At 64.2% G+C, this 18,243-nt stretch carries 16 protein-coding genes; 5 read left to right on the forward strand and 11 right to left on the reverse strand.

Annotated features, from left to right (window positions below; all coding sequences use genetic code 11):
- Window positions 1–59: 59 nt before the first annotated feature.
- Window positions 60–1,226, reverse strand: coding sequence for an acetylornithine deacetylase (argE, locus tag WF331_RS23210; RefSeq protein ID WP_284360882.1), 1,167 nt, complete (start codon window positions 1,224–1,226; stop codon window positions 60–62).
- On the reverse strand, window positions 1,219–1,896 hold the full coding sequence (locus tag WF331_RS23215) for a DUF1028 domain-containing protein (RefSeq protein WP_016499339.1): 678 nt from the start codon (window positions 1,894–1,896) through the stop codon (window positions 1,219–1,221). Before WF331_RS23215 ends, argE begins: the two co-directional genes overlap by 8 nt.
- A gap of 317 nt (window positions 1,897–2,213) precedes the next feature.
- Here WF331_RS23215 and WF331_RS23220 point away from each other — a divergent pair, with 317 nt between their 5' ends.
- Together WF331_RS23220 and WF331_RS23225 are read left to right on the forward strand one after the other, a co-directional pair.
- Window positions 2,214–3,533 (forward strand): flavin-containing monooxygenase, encoded by a 1,320-nt coding sequence (locus WF331_RS23220; RefSeq protein WP_016499338.1) that lies wholly within the window; start codon window positions 2,214–2,216, stop codon window positions 3,531–3,533.
- On the forward strand, window positions 3,533–3,949 hold the full coding sequence (locus WF331_RS23225; protein ID WP_016499337.1) for a RidA family protein: 417 nt from the start codon (window positions 3,533–3,535) through the stop codon (window positions 3,947–3,949). The genes WF331_RS23220 and WF331_RS23225 overlap by 1 nt, the downstream gene beginning before the upstream one ends.
- Here WF331_RS23225 and WF331_RS23230 read toward each other — a convergent pair.
- The 4 genes from WF331_RS23230 to WF331_RS23245 are packed head-to-tail and all read right to left on the reverse strand — an operon-like array spanning window position 3,940 to window position 7,721.
- Window positions 3,940–4,770, reverse strand: a complete 831-nt coding sequence (locus WF331_RS23230) for a sugar phosphate isomerase/epimerase family protein (RefSeq protein ID WP_340623332.1) — start codon at window positions 4,768–4,770, stop codon at window positions 3,940–3,942. The two genes, WF331_RS23225 and WF331_RS23230, sit on opposite strands and share 10 nt — an antisense overlap.
- Window positions 4,767–5,507, reverse strand: a complete 741-nt coding sequence (locus tag WF331_RS23235; protein WP_016499335.1) for an SDR family NAD(P)-dependent oxidoreductase — start codon at window positions 5,505–5,507, stop codon at window positions 4,767–4,769. Before WF331_RS23235 ends, WF331_RS23230 begins: the two co-directional genes overlap by 4 nt.
- On the reverse strand, window positions 5,504–6,853 hold the full coding sequence (locus WF331_RS23240) for an MFS transporter (RefSeq protein ID WP_016499334.1): 1,350 nt from the start codon (window positions 6,851–6,853) through the stop codon (window positions 5,504–5,506). Before WF331_RS23240 ends, WF331_RS23235 begins: the two co-directional genes overlap by 4 nt.
- A gap of 40 nt (window positions 6,854–6,893) precedes the next feature.
- The gene (locus tag WF331_RS23245) at window positions 6,894–7,721 is read right to left on the reverse strand and encodes an amidohydrolase family protein (protein ID WP_016499333.1); all 828 of its coding nucleotides are present in this window, start codon (window positions 7,719–7,721) and stop codon (window positions 6,894–6,896) included.
- A 146-nt stretch (window positions 7,722–7,867) separates the two neighbouring features.
- Here WF331_RS23245 and WF331_RS23250 point away from each other — a divergent pair, with 146 nt between their 5' ends.
- The gene (locus tag WF331_RS23250) at window positions 7,868–8,797 is read left to right on the forward strand and encodes a LysR family transcriptional regulator (RefSeq protein ID WP_016499332.1); all 930 of its coding nucleotides are present in this window, start codon (window positions 7,868–7,870) and stop codon (window positions 8,795–8,797) included.
- A gap of 142 nt (window positions 8,798–8,939) precedes the next feature.
- Here the strand turns inward: WF331_RS23250 and WF331_RS23255 are convergent, their stop codons facing one another.
- From WF331_RS23255 to pgm, 4 genes are all read right to left on the reverse strand, one after another.
- Window positions 8,940–11,345 (reverse strand): TonB-dependent receptor, encoded by a 2,406-nt coding sequence (locus WF331_RS23255; protein WP_340623333.1) that lies wholly within the window; start codon window positions 11,343–11,345, stop codon window positions 8,940–8,942.
- A gap of 66 nt (window positions 11,346–11,411) precedes the next feature.
- Entirely contained in the window at window positions 11,412–12,371 is a 960-nt protein-coding gene (locus WF331_RS23260; protein WP_174370058.1) for a FecR domain-containing protein, read from the reverse strand.
- Window positions 12,368–12,880 (reverse strand): sigma-70 family RNA polymerase sigma factor, encoded by a 513-nt coding sequence (locus WF331_RS23265; protein WP_284360869.1) that lies wholly within the window; start codon window positions 12,878–12,880, stop codon window positions 12,368–12,370. The genes WF331_RS23260 and WF331_RS23265 overlap by 4 nt, the downstream gene beginning before the upstream one ends.
- 78 nt (window positions 12,881–12,958) lie before the next feature.
- Complete coding sequence (gene pgm / locus WF331_RS23270; RefSeq protein ID WP_284360868.1) at window positions 12,959–14,596, reverse strand: phosphoglucomutase (alpha-D-glucose-1,6-bisphosphate-dependent); 1,638 nt, start codon at window positions 14,594–14,596, stop codon at window positions 12,959–12,961.
- A gap of 182 nt (window positions 14,597–14,778) precedes the next feature.
- Here pgm and WF331_RS23275 point away from each other — a divergent pair, with 182 nt between their 5' ends.
- Both WF331_RS23275 and WF331_RS23280 read left to right on the forward strand, forming a co-directional pair.
- A complete protein-coding gene (locus WF331_RS23275; RefSeq protein ID WP_016499327.1) occupies window positions 14,779–15,426 on the forward strand; it encodes a DUF1345 domain-containing protein in 648 nt (215 codons plus the stop codon).
- A gap of 275 nt (window positions 15,427–15,701) precedes the next feature.
- Window positions 15,702–15,962 carry a DUF1652 domain-containing protein gene (locus WF331_RS23280; protein ID WP_016499326.1) on the forward strand — a complete coding sequence of 87 codons (261 nt, stop codon included), beginning with the start codon at window positions 15,702–15,704 and terminating at the stop codon, window positions 15,960–15,962.
- Here the strand turns inward: WF331_RS23280 and WF331_RS23285 are convergent.
- On the reverse strand, window positions 15,959–18,046 hold the full coding sequence (locus tag WF331_RS23285) for a putative bifunctional diguanylate cyclase/phosphodiesterase (protein WP_284360865.1): 2,088 nt from the start codon (window positions 18,044–18,046) through the stop codon (window positions 15,959–15,961). The genes WF331_RS23280 and WF331_RS23285 overlap by 4 nt on opposite strands.
- Between the last annotated feature and the right edge of the window lie 197 nt (window positions 18,047–18,243).

An 18,243-nucleotide genomic window follows, 5' to 3' on the forward strand; every position in this document is an offset into this window, starting at 1 on the left:
CAGACACCGATCCCTGCAGGAGCGACACAAGGTCGCTCCTGCATACGTTCTTTACCCTGTCAGACGGGAGCCTGCCGCAGGTAATCCACCAACCTCAGCAGCATGGCATCACACCCCCGTAACTGCTCGACACTGACGAATTCATCCGGCTTGTGCCCCTGGTCCATGCTGCCAGGCCCGCACACCACGGTCGGGATCCCTGCCTGGTCGAACAAGCCGCCTTCGGTACCAAACGCCACCGTGCCGAATTCATCCGTGCCACTGAGCAACGCCACCAGCCGCGCAGCCTCGCTGTCTGCCGATGTCGCCAGCCCTGGGTAGGCGCTCAACGGTTGTAGGCGAATCTCACTGGCCGCATTGACCTTGCGCATACGCGGCAGCAGCTCGGCCTCTGCATAAGTCTGCAACTGGTCGGCCACTGCCTGTGCCTCGAAACCTGGCAGCGCGCGCACTTCGAAATCGAACTCACACTCTGCCGGCACGATATTCAGTGCCCTGCCCCCTTTGATCACCCCGGTCTGCACCGTGGAGAACGGTGGGTCGAAGCGCACGTCGTGATGCACCGGCAATGCCAGCGCGTCACCGATGTCACCCAACTTGCCGATCAGCTTCGCCGCATACTCGATGGCATTCACCCCATACGGCGCATACGCCGAATGGCAGGCCGCACCCTGCACCTGGCAGCGCATCGCCAGCTTGCCTTTGTGCCCCAGCACCGGCTTCAGCTCGGTGGGTTCGCCAATCAGGCACAGGCGTGGCTTGCGCGGGCGCTGTTCGAGCGCGGCCAGCATCGACCGCACACCCAGGCAACCCACTTCCTCGTCGTAGGAAAATGCCAGGTGCACCGGCAGGTGCAACGGCTGGGCAAGGAACGCGGGCACCGCGGCCAGCACCGACGCGATAAAGCCTTTCATGTCGGCCGTGCCGCGGCCATACAGGCGCCCGTCACGTTCGCTCAGGGCAAACGGCTCGACGGTCCAGGCCTGGCCGTCCACCGGCACCACATCTGTGTGCCCCGACAGCACCACGCCGCCAACGCCTTGGGGGCCGATGGTGGCAAACAGGTTGGCTTTGGTGCCTTCGGGGTTATGGAACAGTTCACTTTCCACCCCCTGCTCTGCCAGGTAATCACGGATAAAGCCGATCAGCTCAAGGTTGGAGTCCCGGCTGACCGTTGCAAAGCCGACCAGCCGGGCCAGCAGCGCGCGGCTGGCAAAATCACTCATCGCCCGGCACCCCGTAGCTGGGGGCGGCCGTCGGGTTCAGGGCGCGGGTAACGTAATCCTGCATCTGCGGGCGGTACGCCTGCCACAGGCCATCGAGCACACCGATCGGGTCGGTATCGGCCCAGTCCACGCGCAGGTCCACCAATGGCCAGGTCAGCTCGCCAGCGATCTTCAACGCTGCCGAGTGCACCGGCCCGGCCTCGCCACCTGCGGCCATCGCCGCATGCATGGCAGCCAGCAAGCGGTCGGCCAGGTGCCCGCCGGCCTCTTCAAAGGCCAGGACCATCGCTTCGATCACCTGGGTCGAGGACAACAGGTTACCCGCCGCCGCGCATTGCTCACCGGCCACGGCATTGTGCGTGCCCAATGCCTCACGACCGGTGAACAGTGCCACCTGGCCTTGGCTGTCGATCACTGTGACCTGCCGGTACTCGCTCCAGCCATTGGCGCTCAGTACCCGGTCCAGCGCAGCCGCAGGCGGCAACTGGCCCTGCTCCAGGGCATCGAGAATCTGCGGGCCCAGTGCCGGCAAGGTGATGTTCTGGGTGGAAACAGCGCCAACACCCGCACGTACCCAAGGGCAGCGGGCCCCCACGGCGATGCTCGACGAACTGATGGCGATGCCGACCTGGCCGGTTTCCTGGCAGCGGCCAATGATGGAGAAGGTCATGGTAATGCTCCTGTTGTCCTGTGCGATGCAGGGCATTCTGGGCGCAACCTTCTAGCCCACGAAACCAACATTTTCCGAGGGGTTAGGCAGGAAAAAACTTTGCTGTGGCAGAGATCGCGCGCCGCCCCCCAATAAAGCCACGACATACACGGGATCAACACACCTACAAGCCATGCAATTCAAGGCCTTCGCCGTTTTATCGGCAAGCACCAGCTAAATACTATTTTCGCCATTTGTGCAGCATCCCTAGTCTGGCTCCAGGCAACGGCGGTCCTCCAAACCGACCTTACAAAAACCGCCTGAACAAGGGCTCGGACATGACACTGAACAACCTCGAAATCGACACGCTCGTCGTCGGCGCCGGCCAGGCCGGCGTGGCCATGAGCGAACACCTGAACAAGCTTGGCGTGCCGCACCTGGTGCTGGAGCGCAACCGCATCGCCGAGGCCTGGCGCACCGGCCGCTGGGACTCGCTGGTGGCCAACGGCCCGGTCTGGCACGACCGCTTCCCAGGCCTGGAATTCAACCTCGACGCCGACGCCTTCGCGGGCAAGGACCAAGTGGCCGACTACTTCGAGCAGTACGTACGCAAGTACAACCTGCCAGTGCGCACCGGCATCGAAGTGAAGCGCGTGGTGCGCAACAGCGACCGCCCTGGCTTCACCATCGAAACCAATGAAGGGGTGATCCGCGCCAACCGTGTGGTCGCTGCCACCGGCCCGTTCCAGAAGCCGGTGATCCCGGCCATCGCACCGAAAGACAGCAACCTGCACCAGATCCACTCCGCCGCCTACTTCAACCCCGGGCAGTTGCCTGAGGGCGCAGTGCTGGTGGTGGGCGCAGGCTCCTCCGGCGTGCAGATTGCCGAAGAACTGATGCGCGCAGGCCGCCAGGTGTACCTGTCGGTCGGTGCCCACGACCGCCCGCCACGGGCCTACCGCAACCGCGATTTCTGCTGGTGGCTGGGTGTGCTGGGTGAATGGGACGCAGAAATCGCCAAGCCCGGTCGCGAGCACGTCACCATCGCCGTCAGCGGCGCCCGTGGCGGCCACACCGTGGACTTCCGTGCCCTCGCCCATCAAGGCATGACCCTGGTCGGCCTTACCCAGTCGTTCGAGAACGGCGTGGCGCGTTTCCAGGACAACCTGGTCGAGAACATCAACCGCGGCGATGAAAACTACCTGGCCCTGCTGGATGCCGCCGATGCCTACATCGAAAGCAACGGCCTGGACCTGCCGGAAGAACCCGAAGCCCGCACTCGCCTGGCCGACCCGGCCTGCATGAGCAACCCGCTGCGCGAACTGGACCTGGCCAAGGCCGGCGTTACCAGCATCATCTGGGCCACCGGTTATGGAGTGGACTTCAGCTGGCTGCAGGTGGACACCTTCGATGCCAACGGCAAGCCCCAGCACCAGCGCGGCGTTGCCCGCGAACCTGGCGTGTACTTCCTTGGCCTGCCGTGGTTGTCGCGCCGGGGTTCGTCGTTCATCTGGGGCGTGTGGCACGACGCCAAGCACGTCGCCGGCCACATCGCCACGCAACGCACCTACCTGGCCTACCGCGACCGCGAACAGCGCGAGGCGGATGAGCAGCAAACCAACACGATCAGCAACGTCAGCACCCTCGGAGCCCACTGATGCCTACCCATACTCGCATCCGCATGTTCAACACCAAGGAAACCTACCCCAACCAGACCCTGGACAACGACCTGTGCCAGGCCGTGCGGGCCGGTAACACCATCTATGTGCGCGGCCAGGTCGGTACCGACTTCGAAGGCAAGCTGGTGGGCCTGGGTAACCCCCAGGCGCAGACCGAACAGGCGATGAAGAACGTCAAGCAACTGCTTGAAGAAGCGGGCTCGGACCTGTCGCACATCGTCAAGACCACCACCTACATCACCGACCCACGCTTCCGCGAGCCGGTGTACAAGGAAGTGGGCAAGTGGCTGAAGGGCGTGTTCCCGATCTCCACCGGGCTGGTTGTCGCCGGGTTGGCCCAGGCCGAGTGGCTGATGGAGATCGACGTGATCGCCGTGGTACCGGATCAGCAGTGACCGGCAACCTGCACAGCGGGTGACACAGGTCGCCTGCCGTGCAGCCAGCCGTGGGTTACCTGTGCCGCCGCTTGCAGCCGCTGCTCGGCGGGCAAGCCGGCGCACGGCACCTCCACACTGATCTCCACGTCCCCCGGCAACGCCGCCAGCAACGTTGCCAGCGGCAGCTGCCCTTCGCCCGGCAGCAAGCGGCCCTCGCGCGCTTCCGGGATGATCAGCGCCTCTGCAGGCGCCAGCATCGGTGCATCACACAGTTGCACCGCGCGCAGCAAATGCGGGTCGACTGCGCCGATGTCGGCCACCTGGCCACCGGAGCGGAACAGGTGCAAGGCATCGACCAGCACGCCACTGTTGGCCTGCCCCGCCCCCGTCACCACCGCGCAAGCCTGTTGCAAAGTCGCCACCGGCCGCCAGCGCATGAACTCCAGGTCCACACGCAGGCCATGGCCACGCGCCAACTCACACAGCGCTGCAAAGTTGCTGGTCAGCCGTGCAACATCCTCATCGTCGCCGGACACTGTCAGGCTCACCGCGCCCAACTCGGCACCTGCCGCCAGCAGCGGCTGGTAGTCAGCCACCCGGGTTTGCGCCGTCAGCGACACGAACTCGATGTCCGTCACCCGCACGCCTTCCCCAGCCAGCACAGCCCGCAGCTCCCGCATTGCCTGGCTACCGGCCGCAACCGGGTAGGCCAGTGCACCCGCCATCACCGGGTGCAGGCGCAGCCCCACCGCACTGAACCCGGCGTGGCGCGCCTCGCGTACCAGCCTCGCCGGCGCCAGTTGCAGCGCCGTCAGGTGTGCCACGCCCAGGCCAGTCAATAGGTCGCCCTCCCACCACTGAGGTCGAAGACAAAGCCGGTGGTAAAGCTGCACTCGGGCCCGGCAATCCAGCTGACCATATTGGCGATCTCCTCGGCCTTGAGGAAGCGCCCCATGGGGATCTTGGCCTTGCTCGCGGCAATGTGTTCCGCTGTCATCTCGGCCATCAGCGGCGTCTCGACCATGGCCGGTGCCACGCAGTTGAGCAACACACCGTCCTGCGCCAGCTCCTTGGCCGCCGCCTTGGTGAAGGCGATGACCCCGGCCTTGGCGGCCGAATATGCCGAGATGTACTGCACCCCATCCTTGCCGGCCATGGAGGCGATATTGACGATGCGCCCGTAGCCACGTTCACGCATGTGCGGGATGGCGGTGCGGCAGCAATAGAACACACCGTTCAGGTCGATGGCGATGACTTTGTCCCAGGCCTCTGGCGGGTACTCCCACGACGCCACCACCGGGCCGTTGATGCCGGCATTGTTGACCAGGATCTGGACTTGGCCCAAGCGCGCCAGCGTCTCGGCAAAAGCCGCCTCGACCGAGGCCAGCGACGACACATCGACCGCTTGGCGCAGCACCGGCTCAAAGCCGTTTTCCACGCTGTTCCAGCCGTCGACAGCGAGGTCCCAGATCACCACTTGGGCGCCGGCCGTATGCAGGCGCTGGGCGATTGCCAGGCCGATGCCACGCATGCCACCGGTCACGATTGCGGTCTGGCCTTGCAGGTACTGGCTCATTGTTTAGCTCCATTTTCGACAGAAGGAATTTCCGGCAAGCGACGCAGGTCGCTGACCATGAACAGGTAGCACAGCGCCCCCAGCACGGTGATCGACGACACGAACGCCAAGGCCCAGACGAACGAGCCAGTCATCGAAACGATGATGCCGATGGTAAGGGGGGTAACGATGCCCGCCGCGTTGGCAAACAGGTTGAACAGGCCACCACTGAGGCCCAGCAAACCTTTGGGGGCAATGTCGGAGACGATCATCCAGGCGAGCGCCGACATGCCCTGGGCGAAATAGGCAATGCACAGGATGGTGATGACCAGCGCATCGGACTCCACATAGTTGGCCAGCACGATCACCGAAGCGGTGAGCAGCCCGGCGATAACCGGTAGCTTGCGCGCCACGTTCAGCGAGTAACCCCGGCGCAGCAAGGCGTCGGACAGCCAGCCGCCGACCAGCGTGCCCAGCGAAGCGGCAATGAACGGCAGCACCGCCACCCAGCCGACCTTGAGCCAGGGCATATGCCGCTCGGTGACCAGGTAAGTGGGGAACCAGGTCAGGAAGAACACGTTGGTGGAGTTGCAGGCGAACTGCCCCAGGCAGATGCCCAGCATGTTGCGGTGCTTGAGCAGCGCCGGGATCTGCGACCAACGGAACTGGGTGGCTTTCTGCCCGCCATCGACCACCCCGCCACCGGCGGCGATGTAGTCGAGTTCGGCCTGGTTGGCGGTGGTCGACTCGTGCGGCTCGTGGTACTTGCGCCACCACACCAGGCCATAGAGGATGCCCATCAGGCCCACGGCCAGCAGCAGAAAGCGCCAGCCATAGGCATGCAGCACCCAGAACAACAGCGGCGTCAGGAACGCCAGCCCGGTGTATTCGGCAAAGGTATAGATACCGGTCGCCCTGGCCCGCTCATTCTGCGGGAACCAGGTAGCCACTACCCGGCTGTTGGTAGGGAAACACGGTGCTTCGGTCATGCCCACCAGAAAGCGCATGCCCAGCAACGACAGAAAGCCCTGCGCCAGCCCTTGCAGGCCGGTGAACAGCGACCACAACGTCAGTGCCAGCCAGTAGGTGAGCTTGGTGCCCAACCGGTCGATGAGGATGCCACCGGGGATCTGCGCGGCAGCGTAGGTCCACGAGAAGGCAGAAAAAATCACCCCCATCATCGCCGCGTTCAGGCCCAGGTCGGCACTGATGCTGGGCGCGGCAATGCCCATCACACTGCGGTCGAGGTAGTTGATCATGGTGCCGCCCGATATCAGCGCCAGGATCATGAAGCGGGTGCGGGTGCGTTGCTGCGCGCGTGCCGGGGTGTCAAACACCCCGAGGCTGGCGTTCTGTTCAGTGTTCATGACGGTTGCTCTCTTGTTATTGGAATGGCAAAACGGGGTTCTAGGCGAACCCGAACAGACGTCGTGGGGTGTCCCACATCACTGCCTGGCGCAGCCGGGCATCCGGCATCAGGCGCTCGGCCAGTTTCAGCAACGGGCCGTAGTCCACCCGCGAGCGCTGACGAATGAACGGCCAATCCGAGCCCCACACGCAGGCATCCGCACCGAAGGCTTCGAGCAAGGCGTGCACGTAGGCACGGCTTTGCTCCAGCAACGCATCGGCCGCCGCGAACTTCTGCATGCCAGACAGCTTGACGCTGGCGCGGCCACTGTCAGCCAGTTGCAGTAGCGCCTGGAAGCCCGGCTGCTGCACGCCAGCCGCCACGTCCGGCCGCCCGCAATGATCGATCAGCAAATGTGCACGCGAGCCCTGAAGCAGGCTCCGCAGTTCAAGCAGTTGGTCTTCGCACACCTGCACCTGGGCGAACAGGTCGAGCTCGGCAAGCTTGCCCAACAGGCCGTCAACGTCCTTGAGGCTGGCTACCCCGTACAGCGCGGGATTGAAGGCGACACCGACCACCCCTTGCGCCTGCAGCGCAGCCAGCGCATCGAGCTGGATATCCACCTCGACCACCGCCACGCCCTTGAACCGCCCTTGCCCGGTGGCCAAGGCATGCAGCAGGCAGCGGTTGTCGGTGTGGTAGCCGCTGTTGGGGCCCACCAGCAAGGCATGTTGCACGCCATAGGTGTCCATCACCCGGGTGAACTGTTCCTGGGTGGCGACTTCCTGGCCAGAGGGGGCATAGGGTGCGTCGGGGTGGTAAGGGAAACGGGCGGGGTCAAACAGATGGTTATGGCAATCGATCTTCGGTTCGTCAAAGATGTTCACGCAGCACTCCCGGCAGCGCCACTGCGCTTGCCTTCAGATCTTGTTATTGTGCGCCGCAAGGGCAATTTGGCTGGGTTAACGATACTGCGTGGCCAGGTTTGGCGCTCATACCCAGATGGCAAAGACCATAACCGAAGGTAATAGATATGCTGCTTGGCAACGAAGGCGCAGACGCAAGCCCCATGGTGTTCAAGCTGCGGCACATGGAAGTGTTCCGTGCGGTGATGCTGACCGGCTCGATCAGCGCGGCGGCCAAGCTGCTGTACGTGTCGCAGCCGGCCGTCAGCAAGCTGATCCAGTACATCGAGGGGCGTTTGAGCTACCGCCTGTTCGAGCGCATCAACAACCGCCTGGTGCCCACGGCCGAGGCGCAGGTGCTGTTCCGCGAAGTCGAGCGGGTGTACCAGGCAGCGCTGGAGGTCAACGAATGCGCCCTGTCACTGGGTGCAGGCGGCCACCGCAAGCTGCGAATCTCGTGCAGCGCTTCGCTGTCGACGGTGGTCATCCCGATTGCCCTGGCCCAACTCAAGCGTGAGGCGCCTTCGCTGAACATCGAGTGGCAAACTTCGCTGATGGGCGAAATGCCCAACCAGATCCTGTCGAAAAAGGTCGACCTGTCGATTGCCGCCCTGCCCGTGGTACACGATCACCTGCATTCGCAGCCCTTCATGCGCGGGCGCATGGTGGTGGTGATGCCAACCGAGCACGCGTTGGCCGGGCATACCTCGCTGACCTTGCAACAACTGGAAGGCCATCCGCTGCTGCTGTTCAGGCCCGACATGCCGTTTGGCAAGCTGCTTGCCGAGCACATCGAGCGCCACGGCGCGCAATTGCCGTCACTGTTGTCGTTCACCAATGCCAACGAGGCTGTGGCGCTGGTCAAGCAAGGCATGGGCATCAGCGTGATCGACGAATTCGTGGCGCAGGACAGCGGCCTGGCGGTGGTGCCGCTGGCGGACGAAATTCACTTCGACATCAGCTTTGTCTATTCGCGCTTCGAGCCGCCATCGCATGCGGCGATGCACCTGATGCGCGTGTTGCAGGGCCAGGCGCAAAAGCTTGGGCGCGCGATGTAGGCTGATGAGGCCATTGGGGCTGCTGCGCAGCCCATCGCCGGCAAGCCAGCTCCCACAAGGATGGCATTGTTCCCGGCTGGCGCGAACAGTGTGGGAGCTGGCTTGCCGGCGACGGGCCGCAAAGCGGCCCCGGCTGCTTGAGCTAGAAACCTACGGTTGCCGATAGGAGGTAGGTCCGCGGCGTGGAAAGGGTCAGCCCCGGCTCACTGTCATCCGAGGCACCGGCCGAGCTCCAGTAGCGATCATCCAGCACGTTCTCGACACTGGCCCGCAAGGTAACCTCGGTAGCGTCCACGTTGAAGGCGTAGCGCGCCCCCAGGTCGTAGCGCTCCCAGCCGTCGATCTGCTTGCTGTTGTTCTGGTCCAGGTATTGCGAGCTGGAGTGAATGCCCCGCGCCGTCAGTGTCAGGCCACTCACTCCCGGCACGTCCCATTCGGCGCCGAGGTTGACGTTGTACTCGGGCGTGGCCGGCGCGCGGTTGCCATCAACGGCGCCACCCACGGTATCGGTCAGCTCGCTGTCGATATACATCACCCCACCCAGCACCCGCACCCCTTGTACGGGCTCACCGAACACGCTCAGCTCGATACCACGGTTGTCGCGTTTGCCATTGGGGCCGAACACCCGCGAAGTGGCGTTGGTCTCGTAGGCCGGCTGGCGGATGCGGAAGGCACTGGCGGTAAAGGCGACCTGGCCCAGGTCGTACTTGGCCCCCACCTCAACCTGGCGGCTGGTGAACGGCGGGAAGATCTGGTCTTCGTTGACCGAGGTCGACGGTGCGATCTTGCCCTGGCTCAGGCCTTCCATGTAGTTGGCGTACAACGACAGCTGGTCGGTAACCTTGAGCAACACGCCGCCAGAGGGCGAGACTTTTTCTTCGTCGTAGGCGGTGTCGCCTTTGACGCCATCGCTCCAGTCATCCACTTGCACCCGCTGCCAACGTGCCCCCAGGGTCAGCAACAGGCGGTCATCGAAAAACCCGAGGGTGTCGGCCAAAGCCACGCCAGAGAAGCGGTTTTCCGTGTAGACCTCTGGATCAATGCGGGTGGGCGTACCAGGCGTCGGTGTCGCTACCGGGTTGTAGAGGTTACTGGGCGCCGAAGCATAGCGCGCGCCGCCGTTGGTGAAGTCCATGTAGAAGTAGGTAGCGGCCAGGTTCAGCTCGTGGCTGACGGGCCCGGTGTGGAACCAGTTGCGCACACCCGCCATGGCGGTGCGCACCGTTTCATCGCGGGTAAAGTCGCGCGGCTGCACGGTGAAATCACCGGCATCGCTGGTGATGGACACGTTGTGCCGCAGGAAGTCATGGTTGCTTTTGCGCGCGCCGACCGCGCCATAGGCCAGCAGCGACTCGCTTACGTCGTACTCGGCATGCAGTGCGCCAAAGGTGTCGTTGGTGCGCGCCTTGCTCCAGGCCTGGGCATAGTTGTGGCGTACATCGTTGGCGTCCGGCACTTTGGCGTTGGCACCGACCAGCACACGCTCTTGCGGCGCATCGGTGTCACGCTCAGTGTGGCCGAGGTCTGCCGACAAGCGCAGGCGCTCGCCACGAAAATCCAGGCCCAGCACCGCCATTTCGCGCTCGACGCGCTGGTGGTCCCATTCGGTATCGCCCGCCTGCTTCACACCGTTGAAGCGCACGCCAAACTGTTGGCCTTCGCCAAAGCGCCGGCCAACGTCCACTGCGCCGCCTGCCTGGCCAGCCGACGCATAGCTGCCGGTGAACTCGGTGATCGGCTTGTCGCCGGCCCGCTTGGGCTGCACATTGATGCCGCCGCCCACGCTGCCACGCGGTGAAATGCCGTTGATCAACTGGCTGGGGCCTTTGATGATATCGACCCGGTCGGCCATTTCCATGTCGATCGAGTAGGTCGGCAAGATGCCGTACAGGCCGTTGTACGCCACGTCACTGTTGAACAGGCTGAAGCCGCGAATGGTGAACTGCTCGAAACGCCCACCCGCCGGGTTGGTCGCACGCACCGAGGGGTCGGTGGCGATGAGCTCGCCCAAGGTGCGTGCTTGCTGGTTCTTCACCAGCTCGCTGGTGTAGCTGGTGATGCTGAACGGGGTTTCCATGAAATCGCGTGCGCCAAGCAGGCCCTGTGCACCTTGGCGCGCAACCTGCCCACCGGCATATGGCTGTGCTTCACCGCCTGCCGCCAGGCCGCCGACAATGCTGGTAGGGGCAATTTCCAGCGCGCCACCCGCCTGGGGTGCCGGTACCAGAGTGAACGCGCCCTCACCCACGGGCAGCAATTGCAGGCCGCTGCCACTCAGCAGCTGCAAGAACCCTTCTTCGACACTGTAGCGACCCGACAGGCCATTGCTCTGCCGGCCCTGGACCAGTGCCGGGTCCAGCGAAAGGCTGACGCCGGCCTGGTCGGCAAACCGGGTGAGTGCGGCGCCCAGGCTGGCGGCTGGCACCTGATAGGCACGCCGCGCCGCTTCATCGGCCCAGGCGGGTGCACACAACAACAGGCTCATGGCAAACAACGGACGCGCTGCGCGCACCAGTGGGCGCAGGCGGCAAGACATTACTGCAGGCATTGAACAAGGCTCCCCTTTGGTTTCTGCTACCGGTAATGACCGGCGAGTGAAAAAAAGGGGACAGCCTCATGCGCGATTTTCTCGCGCCGCCAGGCTCACCCAGTAACGCGTGCGCGTCTGCACCTGCAATGGCAGGCTGGCGGCCAGCAAGGCCAGCACCCGGTCGGTATCGTCCAGGCGGAAAGTGCCAGTCACCCGCAGGCGTTCCAGTTCCGGCGCCCAGCGCAGCACACCGTGGCGATACCTTCGCAGCTCATGCAACAGCTCGCCCAAGGGGCGGTCATCCAGCCGCAGCACGCCTTCGCGCCAACCCAACAACCATTCGTCCAGGGCTGTGACCGGCCCGACGTCTGCCACCTGCAAGCTGGCCTGCTGCCCGGCCTGCACCACCCGGGCCGGGCCACGCAGTGGCTGCAGGCTGGCCAGCCCCGTGACGACCGAAACCCGGCAGGCCTGATCGACCAGGCGCAAGCACACTTCGCCCGCATTGAAGCCGCCACCCCCAAGTGCAACCTGGCCGTAAGGCACCTGCACGGCCAGGCTCAGGTTATCGGGTACCCTGATCGCCACTTCACCGCGCAACAGCGTCAGCCGGCGCGCGCCAAGGTCGACGTCCACCGCACTGTCAGTGTTCAACTGCACAAAGGTGCCATCGCTCAGCAGCACCTGCCGGCGCTCCCCTACTGCGGTGCGCATGTCGGCCGTCCAGGCCTCCAGCGGCAATTCCCGGCTTGCCAGCCACGCGGCCGGTAGCAATGCTGCTACACCCAGGGCTTGCTTGAGGAGCGCGCGGCGGCCGGGGTCCGGGCGGTCCAGAGTGGCCAGGGCCAAAGCACCGGGTAATCCGGAAAAACGCTCGCGCAGCACTGAAGCCTTTTGCCAGGCGTCTTCGTGCAGCCTGTTGCTGGCCCGCCATTGCGCCAGGCGCAACAAATCCGTCTCGCTGACGTTGCCAGAATCCAGCAGCGCCAGCCAGCGGGCGGCAGCACGCACAGCTTCGCGGGTTTCGGGTGAGTGGGTAGTCATTGCAACTCGGCCAGCAGGCAATGTTCGTAGGCCTGCGCCATGTAACGTTTGACGGAGCGATCGCAAACGCCCAGGCGCTTGCCTATTTCGGCGTAACCCAGGCCTTCGAGCTGGCTCCAGAGAAAGGCCTTGCGCACCGGCGCCTTCAGGCCATCGAGCAGCTCATCCAGGGCTTGCAGGGTTTCCAGCAACACCCAGCGCTGCTCTGGCGAGGGCACGTGCTGCTCGGGCAGATGCGCCAGGGCATCAAGGTAGGCCTGCTCCAGGCTGCGCCGCTGGTAGAAGTTGCTCAACAGCCGCTTGCCCACGGTCAGCAAGTAGGCGCGTGGCTCACGAATGTCTGCCAATGGCTGGGCACTGGTCAATACCCGCAGGAAGGTATCCTGGCTGAGGTCGGCGGCATCCCAGGCATTGCCCAGGCGCCGGCGTAGCCAGGTTTCAAGCCAGCTGCGATGCTCCCGGTACAGGGCAGGCAGGCTAGGCTCCGGTGGCGGCGCGGCGTCGATCATGGGGATGGCCCTGCGGCGGCGTAAATAGGATTAATTCTAATTTACGTTGCGCCGCAGCACCAAGCGGTTTGTTACCGGTCAGGCAATCGCCGCATCCACCAGCACCTGCGCTTCCTGCACCAGGCGCTGCAGGTGCGCCTCGTCGATGAAGCTTTCGGCGTAGATCTTGTAGATGTCTTCGGTGCCCGACGGCCGCGCGGCGAACCAGCCATTGGCGGTCATCACCTTCAGCCCGCCAATCGCCTGGCCATTGCCCGGTGCGTGGCTGAGGATCTGCACGATCGGCTCACCCGCCAGTTCGGTCGATTTCACCTGTTCCGGCGCCAGCTTGCTCAACAACGCCTTCTGCCGCGCATCGGCCTTGGCCTCGACGCGGGTGGCGAACGGCTTGCCCAGCGCGTCAGTCAGGTCGGCATAGGCCTGGCTCGGGTTGCGCCCGGTGCGGGCGGTCATCTCGGCGGCCAGCAAGGCCGGGATCAACCCATCCTTGTCGGTCGCCCAGACCGAACCATCACGGCGCAGGAACGACGCACCGGCGCTCTCTTCGCCGCCAAAGCCAAGCGAGCCGTCGAACAACCCTTGGGCAAAGTACTTGAAGCCCACCGGCACTTCGTACAGCTCACGGCCCAGGCGCTGGGTGACGCGGTCGATCAGGCCGCTGGACACCACGGTCTTGCCCACCGCGGCGTCAGTGCGCCATTGCGGGCGGTGGCGGAACAGGTAGTCGATCGCGACGGCCAGGTAGTTGTTCGGCGCCAGCAGGCCGTCGGAGGTGACGATGCCGTGGCGGTCGTGGTCCGGGTCGCAGGCAAAAGCCACGTCGAAGCGCTCGCGCAGGCCGATCAGGCCTTGCATGGCATACGGCGAGGAAGGGTCCATGCGGATCTGGCCGTCCCAGTCGACAGTCATGAAGCGGAAGGTCGGGTCCACCTCGGTGTTCACCACTTCCAGGTCCAGCTTGTAGTGCTCGGCAATGGCCGACCAGTAGCGCACCCCTGCCCCGCCCAACGGGTCGACGCCCAGGCGCAGCTTGGCGCTGCGGATGACGTCGAAGTCGATCACGTTTTCCAGGTCCGCCACGTAGCTGCTCACGTAGTCGTGGCGGTGGGTGGTCGGCGCCTGCAGCGCCTGGGCATGGCCCATGCGCTTGACGCCCGCCAGGTTCGCTGCCAGCAACTCGTTGGCCTTGGCCTCGACCCATTTGGTCACGTCGCTGTCTGCAGGGCCGCCATTGGGCGGGTTGTACTTGAACCCACCGCTTTGCGGCGGGTTGTGCGATGGGGTGATGACGATGCCGTCGGCCAGGCCCTGCTTGCGGCCACGGTTATGGCAGAGGATGGCATGGGACACGGCCGGCGTGGGCGTGTATTCGTCGTCCTTGGACAGCATTACCTGCACGCCATTGGCAGCCAGCACTTCCAGGGCGCTGGCAGTGGCCGGTGCCGACAGCGCGTGGGTGTCGGCGCCGATGAACAGCGGGCCATCGATGCCCTTTTCCTGGCGGTACAGGCAGATGGCCTGGGTAATGGCCAGCACGTGGTATTCGTTGAAACTCAATTCAAGCGAAGTGCCCCGGTGCCCCGAGGTGCCGAAGGCCACCCGCTGGGCCGCCACGGCAGCGTCGGGGCGGCCGGTGTAGTAGGCGGTGAGCAGTCGGGGAATATCGACCAGCACGCTGGCCGGAGCCGGCTTGCCTGCCAAAGGACTGAGCGTCATGCAAAAACCTCGAGTTCAACGGATGTTGGTGTTTGAGCATGCAGTGTACTGAGAGTTGCAATGCCGTGCGATGGGCGACATCAAAGAAAACCGCAGGCAACGCGCCCACAAAGACCGTGTAAACCAGTACTCCGGCCGCAACCGTCTAGAGTAGTAGCCACACCCCCAGTAAATGAGGCCCCATGGCTTTCCACCGCCTGACCCGAACCCACCCCCGCCTGAGTTTCGCCGCCGCAGTCGGCCTTGTCGGCGCCTGGCTGATCCCCGCCGGTGACACCGTGCAGCACATCCTCGCCGGCTGGAACCTTGGCGTATGGCTGTACCTGCTGCTGGTGCTGTACCTCACCTGGGACGCCAGCCCGGAAAAGGTCCGCAAGGTTGCCCGCGTCGAAGACGAAAACGCAGGCATGGTCTTGTTCACCGTGTGCATCGCGGCCATCGCCAGCCTCGCTGCGGTCACCCTGCAACTGGTGTCCAGCAAAGGTCTGCAGGGCACGGCACTGGCCCTGCACTACCTCTACACCGGCCTGACCGTGGCCGGCTCCTGGCTGTTGATCGGCTGCATCTTCAGCCTGCATTACGCCCGCCTGTTCTATACCGGGCACAACCATGAACCACCGTTGCGTTTCGCCGACGGCGAGCGCAACCCGGACTATTGGGACTTTCACTACTTCTCGTTCACCATCAGCGTGGCCGTGCAAACCTCCGACGTAGGCGTTGCCGGCAGGCAACTGCGCCGGGTGGTGCTGGCACATTCGCTGGTGGGTTTCGTGTTCAATACGGCGATTTTGGGATTCACCATCAACATTGCTGCGGGGCTGCTTGGGTGACTGCGCCGCTCGTCCGAAAAACACTTCACCAACAAGCCGTGAGATCTACTTGATTGGACAGGCTAACCGGCGCGATCGTGCCAGGAAAACGTTTGCCTGGAAGCCGCCGTCACATCGGCATGGTGACCCGGATGTGACCGCTGTCATGGATTGGCACATTTGTCATGTTGGCAGCCGAGAATCGCTCGTGACAGCTGCTATCTTTACATTCCCGGCAGCCACCACGTGTGTGGCGGGGTGTTGACCATGTCCAGGCACGGACCAAGGAGGCAGGCATGAACAAGATGACGTTCCCCAACGCCTGCCAGGTGATGCGCTGGCATTTCCACCCATTGGGTTTCGAAGCCACCATGGATGCGCCGCGCAGCATGATCGCGCGGCTGTTCGACCGCGCCACCGGCGAAACCCTGATGGCCATCGCCGGCATCCCGTGTGCGGCAATCATGGCCGCAGCCGATGTAGAGCGCATCATTGAAGCCGTCGAAGCGGAAATGGACGCTTTCATCCCCGCCTTCACCTTGCGCAACGCTGTCTAGACCAAGGCGCTCTTCTCCTGGTGCAAGGCCTGCAACTTGCCCATGAATTGCTCGGCTGGTACCGGCTGCCCCAGCAGGTAACCTTGCAGCGAATCACAACCCAGACGGGTCAGGAAGTCTTGCTGCTTGTCGGTCTCCACCCCTTCGGCAACGATGCGCAGGCCCAGCGCCTGGCCCAATGCGACGATTGCCGAAACAATCGCTGCATCGTCACTGTCCTGCTCCAGGTCTCGCACGAAGCCACGGTCGATTTTCAGCTCATTGGCCGGCAGGCGCTTGAGGTACATCAGGCTGGAGTAGCCGGTGCCAAAATCATCGATGGACAGGTCCACGCCCATGTCGGACAGGCGTTGCAGCACGGTCAGGCTGGCATCGGCGTCGTGCATGGCAGTGGTTTCGGTAATTTCCAGGGTCAGGCAGTTGGCCGGCAGCCTGTTCTCCCTCAAGGCCCGGGCCACGCTTTCGACCAGCCCGGCATGGCAGAACTGGATGGCCGACAGGTTCACCGCCATGCGCCAGCCTTGGTGCCCCTGATCCAGCCAATGCCGCATCTGCCGGCAGGCTTCGTCAAGCACCCACTCACCGATCGGGATGATCAGGCCGGTCTTTTCCGCCAGACCGATGAAGCGGTCGGGCAGCAACAGGCCGTGCTGCGGGTGCTCCCAACGCAACAACGCCTCGGCACCGATCGGCAGGCAGGCCTGGGCGTCGAACTTGGGCTGGTAATGCAAGCGGAACTGGCGTTGCTCCAGAGCCTGGCGCAGGTCCTGCAGCAGTTGCAGTTGCTGGCGTGCGTTGCTGTTCATCGACACATCAAAGAAACTGTAGCCGTTCTTGCCAGCGCTTTTGGCGTGGTACATGGCGGCATCGGCATTGCGCAGCAGCTCGTGCTGGTCCTGGCCGTTGCCGGGATACAGGACAATGCCCAGGCTCGCCGACAGCTGCAAGTCATGCTCGGCCACGCGGAATGGCCGTGACACCAGGTTCACCTGCTTGACCGCCACGTCCATGGCATCGTCAGGCTCCTGCAGCTCTACCAGCAGCACGAATTCGTCGCCGCCGATACGCGCGAGGGTATCCTGGCTGTGCAGGTGGCCGCGCAGGCGGGACGCCACGGCCTTGAGCAGCAGGTCACCGATATGATGGCCAAAGGCATCGTTGACCGGCTTGAAGCCGTCCAGGTCGATGAACATCAGGGCAAAACAGCCACCCTGCTCCGCCACCTTGGCGATGGCCTGCTCGATGCGGTCGGCCAGCAGGGTACGGTTGGGCAGGTCGGTAAGGGTATCGTGCAGGGCCAGCTGGGTCAGTTCCTGGTTGGCCAGTGTCAGCGAACGGGCCAGCTCGGCAGTGCGCGCCTCCAGGCGGGCATCCAGCACCGAGGTCAACAAGGCCACCGCCAGTACCGCCAGGGTGGTGATCAGCACCAGATAGACCAGGCCGTCGCCCTGCAGCCCGCCGCCCAGAGCACCGCAGAAGCTGCCCTCGGGGAAATTCGCCGCCGCCATGCCGGTGTAGTGCATGCCAACGATGGCGATGCCCATCACCACCGCCGCCAGGCCACGGATCTGCCGCACATAGGGGGTGTGCCGGCGCAAACGGAAGGCGATCCACAACGCCGCTGCCGAGGCGCCCACGGCGATCAGCAGCGAGGCCCCGAACAGCGCCGGGTCGTAGTCGATGCCCGGCAACATGCGCAGCGCAGCCATGCCGGTGTAGTGCATGCAGGCAATGCCAGCGCCCATGATCAGCGCGCCAAAACCCAGTTGCAGGCACGGCAAGCTCGGCTGGCTCACCAGCCACAGGGCAAAACCCGAGGACAGGACGGCGATCAGCAGCGAGAACGCGGTAAGGGCCAGGTCATAGCCCAGGTCGATGGGCAGGCTGAACGCGAGCATGCCGATGAAGTGCATCGACCACACGCCGATGCCCATGGCCAGCGCGCCGCCTCCCATCCACAAATACGACGCCCGCCCCTTGGCCGTGGCAATACGGCCGGTCAGGTCAAGGGCGGTATAGGACGCCAGAATCGCCACGCACAGCGAAATCAACACCAGCGAAGAGGAGTAGCTACCGGTCAGCATTGGGAATTCCAGCGACGGGACAGGGGGCCCGGCAAAAGCTGACGATTGTACTCAAGCTTAGGCGAAACGCACGGGGTTTTTGCGAATGGGAATGGATCCAATGCGAGCCCTAAGCAGATCTGCGGCGTACTTTGTGGGAGCGGCCTTGTGTCGCGAAAGGGCTGCGAAGCAGCCCCGGCAATATTGATGTTTGTGCT

The organism is Pseudomonas sp. YNh (assembly GCF_037993085.1).
Lineage (GTDB): Bacteria > Pseudomonadota > Gammaproteobacteria > Pseudomonadales > Pseudomonadaceae > Aquipseudomonas > Aquipseudomonas putida.